At 47.6% G+C, this 19638-nt stretch carries 16 protein-coding genes and 1 tRNA gene; 11 read left to right on the top strand and 6 right to left on the bottom strand.

Going from position 1 to position 19638, the window contains the following annotated elements; all coding sequences use genetic code 11:
* Positions 1-27: 27 nt before the first annotated feature.
* From HGH92_RS08510 to HGH92_RS08500, 3 genes are read left to right on the top strand one after another with little or no spacing between them, the layout of a single operon-like run.
* Positions 28-1500 carry a RagB/SusD family nutrient uptake outer membrane protein gene (locus HGH92_RS08510; protein WP_168870301.1) on the top strand — a complete coding sequence of 491 codons (1473 nt, stop codon included), beginning with the start codon at positions 28-30 and terminating at the stop codon, positions 1498-1500.
* 22 nt (positions 1501-1522) lie between these two features.
* Positions 1523-3157, top strand: a complete 1635-nt coding sequence (locus HGH92_RS08505; RefSeq protein WP_168870299.1) for an arylsulfatase — start codon at positions 1523-1525, stop codon at positions 3155-3157.
* Between the two features lie 24 nt (positions 3158-3181).
* A complete protein-coding gene (locus HGH92_RS08500; RefSeq protein ID WP_168870298.1) occupies positions 3182-4789 on the top strand; it encodes an arylsulfatase in 1608 nt (535 codons plus the stop codon).
* Here the strand turns inward: HGH92_RS08500 and HGH92_RS08495 are convergent.
* Positions 4767-5621: an AraC family transcriptional regulator gene (locus HGH92_RS08495; RefSeq protein ID WP_168870297.1), complete on the bottom strand. Its 855-nt coding sequence runs from the start codon at positions 5619-5621 to the stop codon at positions 4767-4769. The two genes, HGH92_RS08500 and HGH92_RS08495, sit on opposite strands and share 23 nt — an antisense overlap.
* A gap of 130 nt (positions 5622-5751) precedes the next feature.
* Between HGH92_RS08495 and HGH92_RS08490 the strand changes: the two genes are divergently transcribed.
* On the top strand, positions 5752-6741 hold the full coding sequence (locus tag HGH92_RS08490) for an NADP-dependent oxidoreductase (protein WP_168870295.1): 990 nt from the start codon (positions 5752-5754) through the stop codon (positions 6739-6741).
* 151 nt (positions 6742-6892) lie between these two features.
* A tRNA-Pro gene (locus HGH92_RS08485) sits at positions 6893-6967 on the top strand.
* Positions 6968-7037: 70 nt separating this feature from the next.
* Here HGH92_RS08485 and HGH92_RS08480 read toward each other — a convergent pair.
* From HGH92_RS08480 to HGH92_RS08465, 4 genes are all read right to left on the bottom strand, one after another.
* Entirely contained in the window at positions 7038-8357 is a 1320-nt protein-coding gene (locus tag HGH92_RS08480) for a hypothetical protein (protein WP_168870293.1), read from the bottom strand.
* Between the two features lie 130 nt (positions 8358-8487).
* Positions 8488-8673, bottom strand: coding sequence for a hypothetical protein (locus tag HGH92_RS08475; protein ID WP_168870292.1), 186 nt, complete (start codon positions 8671-8673; stop codon positions 8488-8490).
* Complete coding sequence (locus HGH92_RS08470; RefSeq protein WP_168870291.1) at positions 8670-9200, bottom strand: DUF6036 family nucleotidyltransferase; 531 nt, start codon at positions 9198-9200, stop codon at positions 8670-8672. The genes HGH92_RS08475 and HGH92_RS08470 overlap by 4 nt, the downstream gene beginning before the upstream one ends.
* Before the next feature lie 202 nt (positions 9201-9402).
* Positions 9403-10296: a winged helix-turn-helix domain-containing protein gene (locus tag HGH92_RS08465; RefSeq protein ID WP_168870289.1), complete on the bottom strand. Its 894-nt coding sequence runs from the start codon at positions 10294-10296 to the stop codon at positions 9403-9405.
* A gap of 102 nt (positions 10297-10398) precedes the next feature.
* Here HGH92_RS08465 and HGH92_RS08460 point away from each other — a divergent pair, with 102 nt between their 5' ends.
* Positions 10399-11040 carry a hypothetical protein gene (locus tag HGH92_RS08460; RefSeq protein ID WP_247654848.1) on the top strand — a complete coding sequence of 214 codons (642 nt, stop codon included), beginning with the start codon at positions 10399-10401 and terminating at the stop codon, positions 11038-11040.
* A 150-nt stretch (positions 11041-11190) separates the two neighbouring features.
* Here HGH92_RS08460 and HGH92_RS08455 read toward each other — a convergent pair whose 3' ends face one another.
* Positions 11191-11844 carry a hypothetical protein gene (locus tag HGH92_RS08455; protein ID WP_168870288.1) on the bottom strand — a complete coding sequence of 218 codons (654 nt, stop codon included), beginning with the start codon at positions 11842-11844 and terminating at the stop codon, positions 11191-11193.
* Positions 11845-12109: 265 nt separating this feature from the next.
* On the opposite strand from HGH92_RS08455, the gene HGH92_RS08450 reads away from it, so the two are divergent.
* From HGH92_RS08450 to HGH92_RS08430, 5 genes are all read left to right on the top strand, one after another.
* Positions 12110-12592, top strand: coding sequence for a GNAT family N-acetyltransferase (locus HGH92_RS08450; RefSeq protein WP_168870287.1), 483 nt, complete (start codon positions 12110-12112; stop codon positions 12590-12592).
* A 156-nt stretch (positions 12593-12748) separates the two neighbouring features.
* Positions 12749-13075 carry a hypothetical protein gene (locus tag HGH92_RS08445; protein ID WP_168870285.1) on the top strand — a complete coding sequence of 109 codons (327 nt, stop codon included), beginning with the start codon at positions 12749-12751 and terminating at the stop codon, positions 13073-13075.
* Between the two features lie 157 nt (positions 13076-13232).
* On the top strand, positions 13233-13763 hold the full coding sequence (locus tag HGH92_RS08440; protein ID WP_168870284.1) for an RNA polymerase sigma factor: 531 nt from the start codon (positions 13233-13235) through the stop codon (positions 13761-13763).
* Positions 13764-13770: 7 nt separating this feature from the next.
* Positions 13771-15429, top strand: coding sequence for a hypothetical protein (locus HGH92_RS08435; RefSeq protein WP_168870283.1), 1659 nt, complete (start codon positions 13771-13773; stop codon positions 15427-15429).
* A 105-nt stretch (positions 15430-15534) separates the two neighbouring features.
* Complete coding sequence (locus tag HGH92_RS08430; RefSeq protein ID WP_168870281.1) at positions 15535-19638, top strand: DUF6531 domain-containing protein; 4104 nt, start codon at positions 15535-15537, stop codon at positions 19636-19638.

The following is a 19638-nucleotide window of genomic DNA, read 5'->3' as shown; positions in this document are numbered from 1 at the left end:
GTTATTCATCTTCCAAAAAATGAACGTATGAAAAAAGCCTTTTTACGATATAGTGTGTTACTGGTGCTGCTGGGAACTTCCTGCTCCAGGCTGGATGAACATCCGGAATCAGTACTGATCACCGACAATTTTTACCAGAACGAAGACCAGGCCAATGCAGCCGTGACAGCGGCTTACCGCAAGTTGTATGAAAGCGGGCAGTCGCTTTACAACAGCCTTTTCCAGATAGGCGTAGAGATGGCCACTGATGACTATGAGGCAGGGCCGCGTGCGCGTAATGCGCATGTACGGGCTATTTCAGGGCTTACCCATGATGCCTCCAACGACAGGATGGAGCAGTTGTGGAAACAGAGTTATGATGCCATCAATGTGTCTAACATCGCCATTGACAGGATTGCGCTGATCAAAAAAGAGAATATCACCGAAACGATACGGGTACGCCTGATCAATGAAGCGAAGTTCCTGCGTGCGCTTCATTATTTTAACCTGGTGAGATGGTTTGGCGGGGTGCCGCTGGTCTTGCACGAACCCGGCTCGCTGTCGCCGGAGGCGCTGTATGTGGAGAAAGCGCCGGAAGCAGATGTATATGCGCAGATCATCAGTGACCTTACCGCCGCGGAGAGCCTTCCTGCTCCCAATGAATACGGCGCCAATGATATCGGCAGGGCCACCGCCGGCGCGGCCAGGAGCCTGCTGGCGAAAGTTTACCTCACGCGGAAAGACTGGGCCAAAGCGGCCGCTAAAAGCAAGGAGGTGATCGACAGTCATTGGTATGGCCTGTTTGAGAATTACGCCGATGTGTTTAACGTGGCCAAAAAGAATGGCATTGAACATATATTCTCTGCACAGTTTCAGGGCAATTCCGGTTACCAGGGCAATAGCCTGGCCAGCCGCTCTGCGCCCAATGAAGTGCCTGGCATCAATGGCGACTATGCTGATGCGCTTCACAAACAGGGAGGGCTATACGAAAGTTTTGCGGAGGGCGATGCCCGTAAGGCTGTCACCTTTGTCACACAGATGACCAGCCCCACAGATGGAAAGCTGTACACCTTTGAACCACACTTCTACAAATACTATGATCCCGCGGTGATCGGTAACCAGGGGGAGTCTTCCAAAAACCTTCCGATTATCCGTTATGCGGAAGTGTTGCTCATCTATGCAGAAGCCCTGAATGAGCTCAATGGCCCTACAACAGAAGCATACCAGGCGATAGATGCTGTGCGGCAACGTGCCGGTGTGGCACGTTTGCAGGATGTGGCGCCCGGCCTTGGCGCGGACAACTTCCGTGATTCCGTGTTCCAGGAAAGAAGGAAAGAGTTTGTGTATGAATACCAGCGCTGGTTTGACCTGGTACGGCGCGGGCCGGACTATTATGTCAAAGTGCTGAAAGCTGCCGGTAAAACGCTGGCGGCGCCGCGGCATATCCATTTCCCGACACCGCAGCGGGAGCTGAACCTCAATCCCAAACTGAAACAAGACCCGCTGTGGGTTAATTATTGATATCGCTTTTAAAGTATGTCTGATGAAAAAGATGCTTACCACCCTGGCCCTGCTCGGCTGTTTCAGCTGGAGCATGGCCCAGAAACAGCAGCCCAACATCATCCTCATTATGGTGGATGACATGGGCTACTCCGACATTGCGCCCTATGGCGGAGAGATACAAACACCTAACCTGTCGCGGCTGGCGGCCGAAGGGCTGCGGCTGCAGGAGTTCTACAACAACTCCATCTGCGCGCCTACCCGCGCATCGCTGTTGACAGGGCAGTCCAACCACAAAGCCGGTATTGGTTTCTTTAATGTCAACCTCGGTTTGCCGGCATACCAGGGATACCTGAACCGGGAATCGCTTACGTTGGCGGAAGTGTTGAAACAGGCCGGTTACAGCACGCTGATGTCCGGCAAATGGCACGTCGGTGATGATAGCATCTACTGGCCCAATCAGCGCGGGTTTGACAGGTTCTTTGGTTTCATCGGCGGCGCCAGCAATTATTTCGATATTGGTAATTATACTGATAAAGCGCCACCAGTGCCACTTGTGGAAAACAACCGTCGCTTCAACCTGGAGCCGGGACATTACCTGACCGATGAAATTGCAGGCCACGCGGTGAAATTTCTCGAAGAGCAAAGTCATACCAACAAACCATTTTTTCTGTATGTAGCCTATAATGCGCCACACTGGCCCTTACAGGCGCTTCCGGAAGATATTGCCAAATACAAGGGCCGATACGCCATTGGCTGGGATTCGCTGCGCGAAGAACGTATAGCGCGGCAAAAAAAACTGGGGCTGATCAAACCTGACGCCACGATAGCACCTGATCCCGAAGTGCCCGGGTGGGAAAGCCTTACCTACGACGAGAAGAAGTTATGGGAGAAAAAAATGGAAGTATACGCGGCCATGATAGACCGTATGGACCAAGGCATTGGTAAGATCCTGGACAAACTGAAGGCATTGAAGAAAGATGATAACACCCTGATTGTATTTATCTCTGACAACGGTGCCCAGGGCGGGTTTATCCCCGCTGGCAGAAAGCGGCAGCGCAGTTCAGGCCCTATCGGTTCCGCCGGTTCCTATGACTATCAGGAGCAGAGCTGGGCGCATGTTTCCAATGCCCCTTTCCGTTCTTACAAAGCCAGTGCTTATGAAGGCGGTATCAGTTCCCCGCTGATCGCCTGGTTTCCTGCCAAAATCAAAGGGGGCGGTATTGCCCGTGGTACGGCCCACCTGATAGACCTGGCGCCTACTTTCTATGAAGTGGCCGGCGCGGCCTATCCCGCCACTTATCACAACGTTGCTACCCATCCATTACAGGGGGTAAGCCTGGCGCCTTTATTTTTTTCCCTTCGGGAGATAGACAGGGCCACGCCCCTGTTCTGGGAGCGGGCAGGCAACAGGGCCGTGCGTAAAGGCAAATGGAAGCTGATATCATCGTACCCGTCCAAAGAATGGGAGCTATACGATATTGATCACGACCGGGGCGAAACCAATGATCTCGCAGCACAGCAACCGCAGGTCGTGAAAGAACTGTCAGCCGCGTACGACGTATGGGCCAAAAACAATAACGTGGTGGATTATGATAAGATCAAACCTGTTGGCCCTGCCGGGTTTGCCGGTCCAACAGGAGGTGGTCCCACACCGCCGGCAGGCAGAAAAAAATAAGGTCATCATCCAAAAAAAACAATCATGAAAAAAATATGGATAGCACTGGCAGCTATCGCACAGCTGTCGGCCGCAGGTAACGTATACGCGCAAACGAAAAAGCCCAACATCATCCTTATCCTGGTAGATGACATGGGCTACTCCGATCTCGGGGCCTATGGTTCGGAGATTCACACACCCAATCTGGACCGCCTCGCCAAAGAAGGTTTACGGCTGAAAGAATTTTATAACAACTCCATTTGTGCGCCTACGCGGGCATCTCTGATGACCGGCCAATACCAGCACAAGGCTGGTGTGGGTTACTTCGATGTAAACCTTGGGCTGCCTGCCTATCAGGGTTTTCTGAACAAGGAATCGCTGACGTTGGCAGAGGTGTTGAAGACAGCCGGTTATAACACGTTGATGTCCGGTAAATGGCATGTTGGGAATGATAGCCTTGCATGGCCCAATCAGCGTGGTTTTGAGCGGTACTATGGCGTCATCGGCGGCGGTGCTGATTACTTTGACGCTAAACCGATGCCATTGTTTGGTACGGAGTATCCGGTGGTGCTGGTGGAGAATAATCAGCGCCTGCATCCGGCAGATAACAGCTATTACTTCACTGACGAGATCGCCGCGCATGCTGTGAAATATCTCGAAGAGCAAAACAAAAGCAACAAACCTTTCTTCCTGTACCTCGCTTTCAATGCGCCACACTGGCCGCTGCAGGCGCTTCCCGAAGACATCGCCAAATACAAGGGGCGCTATGACATCGGCTGGGATTCGTTGCGCAACGAACGACTGGCAAGGCAGCGGCAGCTCGGCCTGCTCGATGCGCAACAGACCATCGCTGCGCGGGACGCCGAGGTCCCCGAATGGAACAGCCTCACCTACGACGAAAAGGAACTATGGAAAGCCAAAATGGAGGTGTATGCCGCCATGGTAGACCGTATGGACCAGGGTGTGGGCAAGGTGCTGGATAAACTGAAAGCGTTGAAAAAAGACGATAATACACTGATCGTATTTATCTCTGACAACGGCGCTCCGGCAGAAGACGTGGCGCACTGGGGCGGAAAACGCGCCGCCCGGAATACCGGTCCGGTAGGCACGGCCGGCTCTTTTGAGTCGCAGGGCAAAAACTGGTCGTACGTGTCCAACAGTCCTTTCCGTGCGTTTAAGAATTTCATGTATGAAGGCGGTATCAGTTCCCCGCTGATTGCCTGGTATCCTGCTAAAATCAAAGGTGGCAGCATCGCCCGTGGCACCGCTCATCTGATAGACCTGGCGCCTACCTTCTATGAACTGGCCGGTGCCCGGTATCCGCAGCAGTATAAAGGCGTACAGCCGAACCCGTTACCCGGCCGGAGCCTGACGGGGCTGTTCTTCCGTGGGGAAGAACTGCACCGCGAAGAGCCAGTATTCTGGGAGCGGGCCGGTAACCGCGCGGTACGCAAGGGCAAATGGAAACTGGTGTCTATCTATCCGCAGTACCGGTGGGAGCTGTACAACATAGACGAAGACCGTGGCGAAACCAACGACCTGGCAGCTAAGAATCCGCAGCTGGTCAATGAGTTGTCGGCCGCTTATTTTGAATGGGCCAAACGTACCGGGGTGGTGGAATATGAGCAAATCAAGCCAAAGGGGCGGCTATAGCGCTTTTGCGGATGGCTGACATGCCCTGGTTATAAAAACGTTTCATCATTTTATTGAGATGACTGCTGTCGGTGAAGCCGAGGTCGTACGCTATTTCCTTAAAGGGGATGTCGGTGTACAGGGCCTTGGCTTCAGCCAGTTTCAGCTTGGACCGGAGCACAAATTCCTGATAGGTTTCGTTGGCGTTACGTTTGAAGTACTCGCTGAAATAGGTCGCTGAAATATGGAACTTTTCGGCCAGGTATTGCGGAGAGATCATCTCTTCATCCAGCAGATGGTAGTGGATGTGCAGCAGCATGTCGGCAAATTTTTTCTCTTCATATAGTGTCTGTGGTGATATCACCGCCGCCACATTGCGGGCGATCAGTTCCAGTACCGTAACCATGGTGCTTTGCATGATGCGGCGTGTATGCGGGTCGTTGCGTTTGGTTTCCACCATCAGCAACTGTAGCAGTTGTACGAGATGTTGTTTGTCCACCGGGTCACTGATGAGTTCTCCCGGCAGCCGGTTGTAGTTGCCGATGATGAAATTGAGCCGGCAGAACCATTTGCCGAAGTCAATCACACAGTCGTCATCGCTGGAGAAATAGGTCGCGGTAAAACGAATGAACAGGAAAGTGGTTTCTTCCCTGATAGTATAAGTATGGCAGTCTGATGCCGGCAGCAGGAATATACTGCCAGCCTGGTAGGGAATCTGGTTATAGTTGACACATTGTGCCCCTTTTCCTTCGATGATATACACCAGTTCGAAAAAGTTATTCCTCCGGTTCCGTTTCTCCCAGTGGTCCAGTGTTTCTATGTTGACGCTGAAGGGTGAGTGTGCTTTTTCCATACCGCTAAGTTACATATTTTGATATTGGCGGTTCAGGGTCATCCCATCTCGTTACCGTTCTTCCCTTTCTGTTTACCATTCCAGCGGCAGTTGCCCAGCTACCTTTGCCAGTACTAAAAATTACAAAAAGATGAAAGCTATAGTATTAGAAAAACTCGACCCTGCATCCCCGCTGGCAGTAACAGAGGCAGCAGTTCCTGATATCGCCGCCGATGAGGTGCTGGTGAAGACCCATGCACTGGCCATTAACCCCGTAGATGTTAAAACGCTGGAAGACTATATCGTCACCCGTGACGGCGAACGGATGCGCGGCAGCGCTGCGCCGGTATTTGACGGCGTATCGCCCATTATCCTGGGCTGGGACATCGCCGGGGTAGTCACCGCCGTAGGCAGCGATGTCACTAAATTTAAAGTGGGCGATGCCGTATTCGGTATGGTGCATTTCCCTGGTCATGGTAAAGCCTACGCCGAATATGTAGCTGCCCCGGCATCGCACCTGGCGCTGAAGCCCGCACAGGTGAGCTTTGAAGCCGCCGCCGGCGCCACATTGGCTGCTATCACCGCCTGGCAGAGCCTCACCACGCATTACACCGTTAAGCCCGGCGATCGTATCCTGATCACAGCTCCCACCGGTGGTGTAGGGCACTATGCCGTACAGATGGCCAAACACCTGGGTGCATATGTCATCGCGCTGACTAGTCCGGCCAATGCCGCACTGGCAGCCGAGCTGGGCGCCGATGAGATCCTTGAATATGCTTCCTTCGACGCAGCAACTGCCACGCCGCTGCAGCTGGACCTCGTGCTGGATGCCGGCGGCCGTAATGCGGCTTCCTGGTTTGCCCGTCACCTTAAGCCCGGTGCGCCGCTGATTTATTTGCCCTCCGGCCTTTCTAAAGCTGAGCAGGAGCGGAACGCAGCGCAGGGGCTTAATGCCGCTTTCAAAATGGTCACCAACGAGGAACGTGCCATCGATGATATCGCGCGGCTGTTGCACGATGGCAGCATCGTCACTAAAATCGCTGGTGTTTTTGAATTTTCAGAGATGAAAGCAGCCTTCTCCGCGCAGCAAAAAGGTACGGCCCAGGGGAAGGTCATCATCCGCATGCCGGTGTCAGCATAAAAAATATCAGCTGAAGATGCCCTCCTGCCGGGCGTCTTCAGCTGATAATGTTTTTTTATTTAAAATTTTTTTGGATATCATTGTAATATCCCTACCTTTGCACTCCACTAATCAGGAAACAAAGTACTGAAAGGTGGGTCCAAGGGGACTTCGGGGCGTAGCGTAGCCCGGTTATCGCGCCTGCTTTGGGAGCAGGAGGTCGCAAGTTCGAATCTTGCCGCCCCGACGGAAAAAAGGACAAGAGCAGAAATGGTCTTGTCCTTTTTATTTTTGTTTTGAGATATTTGATATAGAGGTCAGCACTTCAGTTGGATTATAAGATTCAGATTGTAACCATGATCCTTATGGCCTTCCCAAATATTTTTGGCAATTTTCACTTCTTTATCACGATAAATAGAATAATAGTCTGTTCCTTCGGTTATATTCATTTCTACATCTTCAGGCAAAGCTATTCCTAGAGCTTTGCTAAAAAGTTCTTTAGCTGTACTTAGAAATTTTAGATGGGCTGTCGCTGATAAATTTGGATTATTAACATTTAATTGAATTTTTAATTTTTGGACGAATTGTTCATTTCCTTCTGCGCAATAAGCGATGTTATTGGCTAGCAGGTCATCATCTAATTTAAGGTAGGTAGAACAGGCCATCCATTCATTTTCTCCAACATATTTATAATATCCTGTTTCCATCCCTTCATATTTCAGAAAATCTATTGCGGCATATGGAGACCACCCGTTTACGGGATTTACAACCGGCGGATTTTTTTCAATTTTTTTTAATTGTTTTAATTTCTTCATTGATCTGATAATATCTTGTTTGTTATCTACTTTCTCAATAAATAAAGAGCTACTCCATCGTTCCAAGTCTTGGGTTGAAAAACCGAAATGAGCGAGTGCCTGTAATCTTGCATAATTTGATAAATAGGGATCTTTAATGGCAAATTTCACCTTGGTAAAGTTGGCTTCATACTTCAGGTATTTAGACAAAAGAATAATGAACGGTAAAAAGGCAATCGATAGTGCAGGGGGAATTAGAAAGTCTGAAAGCGTTCCTATTACTGCAAAGTCATCAAACTCTGTTATTAGTTTGTATGCAGTGTAACCTACGAGGAAAAGTCCTATTATAGATAGTAACTTACTTAGAAGTTTTTTTACAGACAGATAACGTGGATCTTTGTCTGTAAAGACAAGCATACCTATAATGAGTATTAATATTGGAAAGGATAAGAACTCGACCCAAAAATTGAATGTGTAAAAACCTATGAGGTATTCCGCCACCAAAGTGTAGCTGAAGGTTTCTTTTATAGCTTCTTTTATATATTCGTTTTCACTCTTTATTTTGTTTATTGCGAAAAAGCTAGCTAAGGCTGAAAACAGAAACCAAACGATTGTGTTTTTTAGCTGACTAGCGTTCCAAAGAGAGCATTTATAAAAGATGAATACTATGCCTAGTGTGTAGAGAAGCATTATGGCATACAAGCAAAGAAATTGGCTGGAAAAAGCAATACGTATAATACCAGGAAGGTGTTTTCGGGTAGATGGAATAATTATTACGCTAATTAGAATGATGAACATCCAGAGATATAGTGCTTGCTCGCGACTATTAAAAATTTCATTCATCTTCAATATGCGTAATTTAAAGAGGTATTTCTTGTGACTGAAATGATATTGGGGACGGGAGCGCTGGGGCTAGATACCCATACAAAAAGCGTATAGTTGATTATAAAGATATTGGCTGATAAAAAAGTATTTAAAGCAACTCCTGACCTTGCTGGCGGTTGCGAGTCGATAGGTTATTTTGCTGCTCTTTAGCAGCTGTCCAAAACGCATTCAAAGCCGTGTTATCCTCCATCATCTGTTTGAGCCTCTCCATTGGCGGCTTGGAAAGCCAGATTTTAAGCTGCAATTGCTTTATGTGATCAGGTGTGTCGGTCATACTTGGAAAAGATTAAAAGAGTTCAGTCTAAGCTTGTTAATCCACGTTTTAATATAGTTCCAATCCAGATTTTCTAATGAGACCAGGTTTCTGATATCCTCCATTTGTATCGCCGATTGAACATCCTGAATCCATATGAGTTTAGAAATAAGCAAATCTTCAACTGAAACTACATAGACTACCTGGCCATAAAAATCCATCTGTATCCTTCTGCTGAATTCCATTTGTCTGAACGGATCAGGTTTCAAAACAACAAAATCTGCTTTAAAGCCGGAGGCATGGTCAATAATATTGAACATACTTCGACGATTTATTGCATCTTGTATGGCGTCTCGATCACAATAATACCCATCCTCAAAATTTGCAATAAAACGGTCAATGTCTTTAGATTCAAGATGTATGATAAAGTCAAAATCCCTTGTTGCTCTTGGAACGATGTATAAACTCATCGCCACGCTACCAGAGAGCATATATGGGATATTGAGTTCATGAAGTATCGCTATTATTTTTTCAAAAAAGGAGACCATATAAAGTTACAAATTAACTATACTTCATGTTTGAAACAAATTTTAAATTAAACAATTGATTGTTAAATAGTTATATTGTGTTTTATTTTTGAATAATTCTATTTTGATTAGATCTTCAACAAAGAAGTTCGAACTTTGTCAAGTTCCTCCCGACCTAAAACAAAAAGCCTTTGTTTTAACCATTTCCCGGTAGGAAAACTTCTCAGGCGCTAATTTCAAGCCTATATCCTTTCCCTCGTATCACCACAATTTTAATATTCGGATAAGGTTCCAGTTTTTTCCTGAGTTTTGATATGAACATGTCCAGGCTACGGCCTACAATAACCCCTTCATCTTCCCATATCTCTTTTTGAAGCCTGCTTCTCTCAATAGTCTCGTTAGGAGACAATGCGAAAATGTGCAATACACGGGATTCGGTACCGGTTAATTCTGTCGTTTGGCCATTTACGATAAGCTTACGGTTGTTCGCATCAAATAAAACGGGGCCCAAAGTAATCATGCCTGTCTGCTGCTCTTCCTTGGGCGGAGTGTTTTGAGGCTTAACTGATCTCAAAAAAAGAAAACCAACAAATGCCAGAAATGGCAGACTGCCCAGGAGATATACATTTTTTGCAGTGTGGCCGTCTGTCGATTTGAATTTAATATTAATCATATAACACGCACTGGGTTGCGCTCTTCCCATGCATGTTATGATATCATCTTTTTTATTTTGGGATATGGCGTATCCATAGGCAACGCTGGAGTTACTACAGTTCAGTACGTTAACAACATAATCACGTGCAAGAGGGTCTTGAGACAACAAACGCCGGGTGGTACTCACCAGGGAGTCTGGTTGAAAGGTAAGATCATGCTCAAAGCTGATTAGATATTCATTTTCTGCGATCTTTTTTACCGGGAGCACCCTTGACTTATTGTCGCCCGACTGTAAAAGGAGTTCATGTCCGATCTTACGGAGTAAAACTTCCCTTCTGGAAATATCAAAATCGTCATTTCCCTCCAGGCTGAAAGCCACGGTGATGATCGAGACAAACAAGAACAGTATCAAACCGAACAGGTATTTGCGTTTTCCGGAGAGGAGGTTTGGGCGGCCAGGCATACTGTTTACGATTAATTTACAAAGGTTACATTTTTATTTACAATCCTGATTTCCAGGCTGAAAAATAGGAAGTTACTTTCGTTGAAATCAATTTTATAAGATATGAAAAATCTAAAAAATGCCTTAAACGGACCTGATTTATCAGAAGGTAGATCTATGTTTAAATCTACAAAAAATTTGAAAAAAGTTATTTACGCGCTGATCTTACCGCTGGTTGTGGCAGGCGGACTGGTATTTGCTAATTGCGAAATCAAAAATGATACTTCTAAAAAATCAACCCAGAAGCCACTCTCTGCCGCTGAAATGAAAGCAGAAAGGGAAAGATGGGAAGCTACCCCCGCTGGTATAAAGTACAAACAATGGGAAGCGTCCCCCGAAGGTAAAAAAGTGCTTGCCGGTGCTGCTAAAATAAGGACTCATATAAGTAATTTTACAAATATGGAGGCTGTTGTAACCTCTCTTTCTCTGCCGCCAGGCTCACGATTAGGTTTCGGAGTGATGGCCAGGATTAATGGGGAAGATTATATTCTTAGTTTTGGGCCGGAAAAGTCTGACTGGGATTTTTTGAACTTTAACAATGAATTTCAGCAATTGCATAGTCTGAAAGTTGATGACAAGATAGTTATAAAAAGCCATAGTGTATCGCACGCGCCCAAGTATTCATATCCGATAGTATCGGGCGATTATGTAGAACGGGATAGTAAAATAATTTACAAACGTGCCCCTCGCAAAGGCGGGTGCTGAGCTACGGAGAAAGAGCCATCTGAATATTCCGGTGGCTCTTCATTCCAATGCGAATTAGGAGACATATAAAACCGTATTGCCCTCCATCATTAGTCTAAACCTTTTCTCCGGAGGTTGGAGAAGCCTGATTTTAAGCTGTACTATGTCGCGCTACATATGCCCGCTCATCAGCTCTGACACTCGTTTAGAATTCTCCACCCCTATTTTATCAAGTACTTTTTGAATCCTCCGTTGAAATTCCTCCTGTTGCTCTCTGAGTTTTTTAAGTTCGGCAAACAGCGCCTGTTCATCAACCTTGACAAGTATCTGAATATCTTTAAGATCTTCCAGGTTTGATTCCGTATAACCGGAGAATTCAATGAACCCGTTGCCTTTTCTGAAATAGACCCAGGGATGTCCTATCCATAGTTGATGCCATACATGGGACGCTTTTTCAGAAATACTTTCCCATTCTCTGATATTTCCGATGTCCCCGCAGCAACTGGGAGTTATGTATATACCATCGTTGTTGTGTAAGGCTGGTCCGCCGCATATTGTACCAACCTGTTCTTCAGCATGTGATAGATCTACTTCTTTCAGTTCAGCTGTTAGAATTACTGCCAGTTCATCATCATTGATTGTTTGTATGTCAACCAAATAGGAATCTTTGCTGATTGCTTCCAAGCGTCCTAAACCGCTGTCGGATATACATTTCTTCCAAAATTGATACCGTTCGTCCAGGTCTTTTGGGTTGCTCCCTGAATAATCATATTCCTGGCGACAAAAATCAAATGGATTTATCTCAATTGTATTAATTAGGTGCATTTTCTTGTGCGCTGTGTTTTTCGAGATTACGAAAAATTGATGAATAGGTGCATATATTTTACGGTATAGTTACAATGGTTGCTGCCTGGCCACCTCACACCAGCCGTCGTTTGTTTTCATCCATACATCGGTGTATTGCCGCGTTACTTTTTTGTTTGCATAATATTGTTGCTTTTGCGGCAAACGGGCCAATATCTGCGGTTCCCTGAAATATGTTGTATGATCTTTTGTATCTTACAATAGTCCACGTAAAAAACTAACAGTCATGAACAACAAGCACGAAATAACATTGCGGAAAACGGTAGCTGCCGATTTGGAGCATCTCTTTATTTTTCAGCTTGACGAGGAGGGTGGCTATTTAGCCGCTTTTATGCCCCAAAACCATACAGATAAGCAGGCTTATATTGAGAAGTACACAAAGTTCCTCAGCGAACCGACGATTAATATGTGCACTATTCTGGTGGATAATATTATAGCGGGCAGTGTCTCCAAGTTTGAAATGGACGGTGATGCGGAGATCACCTATTGGATTGATAAAAAGTTCTGGGGAAAAGGAGTGGGCACTCAGGCACTGCGTGATTTTTTAACCCTTGAAGGGGCCAGGCCCATTTTGGGACGGGTGGCGTTTGACAACATAGGTTCTCAGCGGGTACTGGAGAAATGTGGCTTTACCAAAATTGGTACCGACAGAGGGTTTGCCAATGCACGGCAAACAGAAATAGAAGAATTCATTTATAAGCTGATCTGAGAAAATACTTTTTGTAAACCGGTAGGTGGTTTCCCACCACCGGTTTGTTTGGGCAACAGATACAGGTTGCTAAACTTATCTACCATTATTTTTCCTTCCTTCCTACCCAACCTTTCTGGTTATTCCCGCCGTTTACTATGATAAACAGACTTTTCTATGAAATATCTTCCCCTTATTTTTTTGGCAGTAATGCTGGGTATCTGCTGCGTGATCGGTTGCAGAAAGGATATGACAGAAGCGGCCCGTCAGGAGCTGGCAGCTGAAAAGGCAGCGAAGCTCGCTGCCGGACTTGATTCTGCCGGTAACCCGAAGGACACGTCCCGCCACGATTCTATTCCCCATCCGGGAGACACCACCAAACCTCATTGGCCGGTTGACAGTCCTAAAATTCCGGTCGATAGTCCCAGGCATCCGGTGGACAGCCCTAGACATCCGGTAGACACGCCGTGGCATCCACGTCCGGACAGTTCCCGGAGAAGGTAGCCTGATTACGTATATGCTATCATGTTAGAAAAAACGTATTCTGTTCTACATTTGCGCCCAAACTGATAGTAAAAACGATAGTTGCTGTATGACTGATAGTCTATGGCAACTTTTCCCGTTTTGATAACCCACATTTCCTACTGTAACGGATTGCCCTTTGGAAGATTTACAGCAATTGGTACGTGAGTGCCTGACCAATAACAGGCGGAGCCAGGAAAAATTATACCGGAAGTTCTATCCGGCACTATTCCTATTGTGCAGGAAATTCTTCAACCAGCAGGAAGAAGCGGTAGAAGTATTGAATGATGGCATGCTTCGGGTATTTACGCAACTTGATAAGTACGATGCAGATAAAGGCGAATTCTTTAACTGGGTATATACTGTTGTCAGAAATACAGCACTGGATAAAATAAAGAGCCGCAAATGGCCGTCCCATAACGAAATTGAAGACGAGATGGTGGCAACGCAAAATAATATTCTGAGCAAGTTGGCCTGGGAAGATATCTATAAACTGCTCGACGTCCTGCCTCCATCTACCAGGGCCGTATGCTCGTTATTTTATCTGGAAGGAGTACCGGTAAAAGACATCGCTGAAATGCTGCAACAGAGCCCGGGAACAGTCAAATGGCACCTCAGCGAAACCCGAACTAAACTGAAACCGATATTGGAGCAACATTACCTTAAATGATACCTGAGTGAGTGAAAGTAACCTGCATAAACACTTCCGGGACGATGGCAATGTCCCTATTCCCATACCTCCGGCCGATGACAGCTGGAGGCTGATGGAACAACGGCTCAACGAAGTGATGCCTGTAACACAGCAGGTAGGTGGGCATGCCACGCCCAATTCGTCAGGTATCATCGCTAAAATGCTGCCGGCCGTTAAATATGCGGTCGCCGCAATATTTGTGTCCGGTGTAGTATTGTATAGCCTGCACCGTATCAATCGTCCTGTACCAGTGCCCGCTCCTGCGGCGCAGGACGGCCCGTTTACTACGAAAGACAGCGCAGCCCTGACAACAGACACCATGGCTGATCAAAGCAATATCATCACCATACCGGATACCAATGATACAACATCACCAATCAATGCCGGCGCAGAAGGCAATATCACACCGGTAAATGCTTCCGATAAACCGCTGGGAAACACTTCCGGCAGCACTGCTGAGGAAAAGACCGGACATCCGTCTGCCACTAATGCGATAGCTGCTACTGTTGGTGCACAGGCAACCCAAACAACAACGGATACCAACGCAGGCCATACAACACAGCCCTCAGCTACCGGTACGGCGGCAGCAAAACCCTCCACCACGGGGAAACCGGTAGCTGTGGCCTCTGTCAACAGGAATATCCCGCATAATACCAATGCAACAGATGCCACCGGTAATAAACAGATAATTTCCCATGACCAGCCCACTCACCGAACTCTTGCTGGTAAAACATCAAAAACCATTAACCAACAAAAACATTCTTTAAAGTCCGGTCAACAGCCGTCCGACGGTGTCCCTACATCGCCTTCCGCAGACAGCCCGGATGAAAATAATGTTGCAGTAGTAGGCCGGGAAGATCATAACCTCCCCGAAAAAGCTGCCATGCTAGAACCTGGGTTACCTGCCCGGCTGACCCTGCAACAATTACCGCTTTACAAGGCCAGTCAGCCACTGAAAGTTAGCCGTGAAACCATGGACCGCCTGGCGTCCTACCGCATGCCGCGCTCCAGGTCCTATACCCCCGGATACTGGCAGCTAATGGCACAATGGACCGTGCCGGTGCCAGCTGTCAGCAACCCTGGCTATTACAAAGGCCCCGATGGAAATACCCAGTTATACAGACTGCTAATCCCCGGTGTAAGAATGCAGCGTACCTGGAGTAATGCAGCGCTAAGCCTGGACCTCAACGCCATGAGTACACAACCCTACAGGAACGAACCTTATTATTACACCAACAATCTGGCAGGTGCTGACTGGATGACCCGCACCATTCTCCAGACATTCGGTTACAGCGCCTCACTGGCTTATCATCACCGGATTGCCGGTAATTTCTTCGGTAGTGCAGGCGTACAGGCATATTACGGACATACCGCTTCCATCCTGGAGGTAGTCCGGTCACACGATACGACAGGCGTACATACCAAAACAACTACCAGTGGCGAAAAAGACAAGGTCTGGAACAGCATCAATAAGTTCCAGGGGCGTATAACCGGTGAAATATACTACGATCACGCCAGATGGCAGGCCGCATTACGTACGGCCGTTCCCGTGCAGCAACCGGCGAAAGACTCCATGGGAATGGGGATGAAACCGGTCGTACAGCTCGAATTGTTACTCAGATGGAAGATCAACCGGAGAAAATAAACAATTACTTTTACCTTTTCTGTTGTATGATTTTATGATTATATTTGGATGATACAACGTCCCGTTTTCCCATATTGAAAAACCTGATAGTTAGCCTTATTAACCATGCTAGTCAGTAATAAACATTTTACTCCGGTTATTGGACTGGATATCCATATCGTTATTTTGTTCGGCTTTCCTGTGCCATTGCCTCATCCATATATTGGCCTGGTGATAGACCCGATGGACTATGTCCCCTTTATTGGCGCCACTACCAAGGTGAATCACGTACCGCGGGGAAAGAGTGATACCAGCGGCATGATGATTATCCTCTTTCATATCCCCATGGGAGGACCTTTTCTGCTGGCTCCCATGATTGCACATGATTCTGTGAACTTCTTCGGCAGCAAAAAGGTGAAAGTGGAAGGCAACCTGATGAGCCCATCAGGTCATATGCTGATGACCTGCAATGATATCGGACTGCCTCTATCACTGCAGCCCGGCAAAAAGCTGAGACCTATTCCCAGTATGTACCTGCCTACTTCTTACTCCATTCCTTTGTCCTTTGGGAAGCCCGTGATGGTAGGAGGCCCTTATGTGCCCGACTGGGCGGGCGTTTTACTGAATCTGCTGATGTCTTTTGGTTTTGGGGCACTTATGAAGGGAGTAGGCAAGGCCGGTAAAAAAGCGCTGACTAAATTTAATCACGCACTGAAAGGCAAACTGGGCAGTAATAAGCTGAGTAAATTTCTGTGTAAAAAAGGTTTTGAACCCGTAGATCTGGTGCAGGGAATTGTGATCTATGATGGGACAGATTTTGAACTGGCAGGTCCTATCCCCCTGCAATGGGGACGCTCCTGGAATAGTGACAGTGACTTTGAAGGACTGCTGGGGCATGGCACCCACTTCAGCTACGATCTGCGTGTACAGGAGTTCGCTGAGGAAGAGGCTACTGTAGTACTGCTGGGAGATGGCCGCAGCGCGGTATTTGAACTGCTGCCTTATACCGGCAACATGGACTATAACCGACATGAAAGACGTACACTCACCCGTAGCGCTACGGATGAATACGAACTGCTGGACCATAGCACCCGGTTATACTACCGCTTTCGCAAGTTGCATCCCACAGACCCACAGTACAGGCTATACGCTATTTCAGATGAGATTGGTTTTATGATCAGTTTCCACTACAACGGCCAGGGACATCTGTTGCAGGTGATAGACAGCGTAGGTCGCCGTTTGCATATCAACAGTGATGAGAACGGACGTATGCAGACTGTTGTCATTAAACACAGAGGGGAACAGGCGCAGCTTGTACAATATAACTACAATGATACAGGTGATCTCTGTGAAGTGACAGACGCGCTCGGCCAAACCACCCGCATCCGATATCATCAACATAAAATGACCGCCAAGACAGACCGCAACGGCCAGTCATTCTATTGGGAATATGATAACAAAGGCCGCTGTACGCATACGTGGGGTGACGGCGGGCTACTGGAAGGACGGATCGCCTATTATCCCAAAGATGGATATAACCTGGTGACCAATTCCCTGGGACAAACCACCACCTACTATTATACGCCTGATTTTGTCGTTACCCGGATAAAAGATCCGTTAGGCTACTCCTGTTTCCTGGAGTATACGGAAGATTTTGAAATATATCGGGAAATTGATGAAGCTGCTAACGTAAACGGGTATACGTATGATGAGCGGGGCAATTGTACCAGCCTTGTTCAGCCCGATGGCAGCAGCACCAGTTTCTGTTATGATAAGGAAGACCGCATCACACTGGTGACTGATCCACAGGGCAACAGCCGTACTTATATCTACTATAGCAAAGAACAACATAAGGGACTGTTGCATACCATCACCGAAGCGGACGGCCGCATCTCTATCTTTCGCTACAATGCACAGAACCGCCTAAGTAAAATTGAAGATGAGCAGGGACGTATTACAAGTATGGAGTTTGACGACGACGGTAACCTCTCTGTACTGACACTACCGGATGGAGGAAGTGCCTGCTGGCAATATGATGCCTGGGGAAAAGTACAGCAATCCATCAATCCGCTCGGGCAACAGCAGCAATTCCGTTATGACGCCCTGGGCAGAGTAACAGAGGTGGAATTGCCGGATGGCAACCTTATTCAGCTGCAATACAACGCCTATGAAGAGGTGGTACAGGTCCGGGATAAACATCACCAGGTAAAATTTGATTATACCCCGTTGGGCAGCCTGAAAATGCGGGAAGAAAATGGAGCGAAAGTCCATTTTGTATATAACAGGGAAGAACAGCTGACCAGTCTGGTAAACGAACAGGGAGAGATGTACCAGTTTGCCCGGGATGGCAGAGGTGATATTATCCAGGAGACCGGTTTCGATGGGCAGGTCCGCCGGTATCAGCGGGATGAGACCGGCAAGGTGCTGAAGGTGTACCGCCCCGGTAAACGCTGGACAGAATATCAATATGATTACAACGGAAGACTAACCTATGCTGCCCATAGAGACGGTACCTGGCAATCGTATAGCTTTAACCGTAGCGGACAACTGATAGAGGCTGCCAATGACCACAACACGGTAAAATGGCAACGGGACACGATGGGAAGAGTATTGCAGGAATGGCAGGATGGCTACACTGTCACCAATATCTATGACCGTGACGGTCGCCGTACCGGGCTGCAAAGCAGCCTGGGCGCCGATATCCGGCTGCAACGCAATCCATCCGGTGAAGTGGCCGCCATACAAGCCCATGCTGCCGGCATGGATACCCCCTGGAAGGCGCAGTTTCAGCGCAACCTGCTGGGGCTGGAAATAGAGCGCAGCCTGCCTGGTGGCGTAAAAAGCAGCTGGACCTACGACAAGGCCGGCATGCCTGAAAGCCACCTCGTCACCGCCAGAGAAAATAATACCTACAAACGGCACTACCGGTGGGATGCCAACCGGCACCTCCGACAGCTGGTCAACGGTATCAGCAACGGCGTGGTGAAGTTTAGCCACGATGAGCTGGGGAGACTGGCATGGGCACAATATGAGGATGGACAATATGATTATCGTTTACCCGATAAAGTGGGAAACCTGTACCGCACACCATCCCGCAAGGACCGTAAATACAGCACCGGCGGCCAGCTGCTGGAATCTGACAAGGCCCGCTTCACCTACGATGAGGAAGGTAACCTGCTTCAGAAAATAATCGCCCCGGACGCCGTATGGACCTACGAATGGTATGGCAACGGTCAACTCAAACAGGTGACCCGCCCGGATGGTAAAATAGTGGCGTTCCGCTATGATGCGGTGGGACGTCGTACTGAGAAGCAGTATGGCCACCAGTTGACCCGCTTCGTCTGGGATGGGAATGTTCTCCTGCATGAATGGCAATATCCGGCTAAAGACAGGCCGGAGGTGACCGTTACTGAATTGGGTGACCTGAAACAGAGCCACCTGGAACCAGTGCCTGCCGAAACGCTTGTCTCCTGGATATTTGAGGAAGGAACGTTTGCCCCATTGGCGAGAATAAGCCAGGGAAAACAATATTCCATCATCGCCGACCACCTGGGGACTCCCTGTGAAGCATATGACGAAAAGGGTGAAAAGGTTTGGGCGGTCGAGTTGGATATTTATGGTAAGGTACGTAAGTTAGCAGGAGACCGAGCACTGATACCATTCCGGTATCCGGGACAATATGAAGACATTGAAACCGGATTGTATTATAACCGCTTCCGCTACTATAGCCCGGAAGAAGGAATGTATCTCAGTCAGGACCCGTCGCGCCTGAAAGGCGGTATGCTGCTATACGCCTACGTATCAGACCCTAATGTCTTCGTAGACATATTCGGATTGATTCAGGAGGTGATCCGTACCATGAGCGAAGGGGAAAAAGATCTGACCATCGATAACAAAGGATTGGTACGAGGTCCGAATAATTCCAGAGGTGCTAAATGGGTATCCATTGGAGACACCTTTGACACCGCCAAAAAATCTGATTATAAAGTAGTTTTCCATACAGATGACAGTGTAAAAGATTTCCTGGCCACAGATACGTTGGATTATGAAGAAATGGTAGGAGGAGAAAGCAAGCATACTGATAAAATTTTAGTGAAAAGCAATGAACGCGGTGCCTATGGTATTGGCGTTGACAGGATGGAGGACTTTAATAAAAAGATCCAGAAAATAGAAGTGTTCAAAAAAGAAAAAGGGAAGTGGAAAAAAGTGAAGGAAATCAAGTGTAAGTAA

Origin of the sequence: Chitinophaga varians, assembly GCF_012641275.1 — a bacterium.
GTDB lineage: Bacteria > Bacteroidota > Bacteroidia > Chitinophagales > Chitinophagaceae > Chitinophaga > Chitinophaga varians_A.
This window is presented reverse-complemented; position numbering and strand designations above follow the sequence as displayed.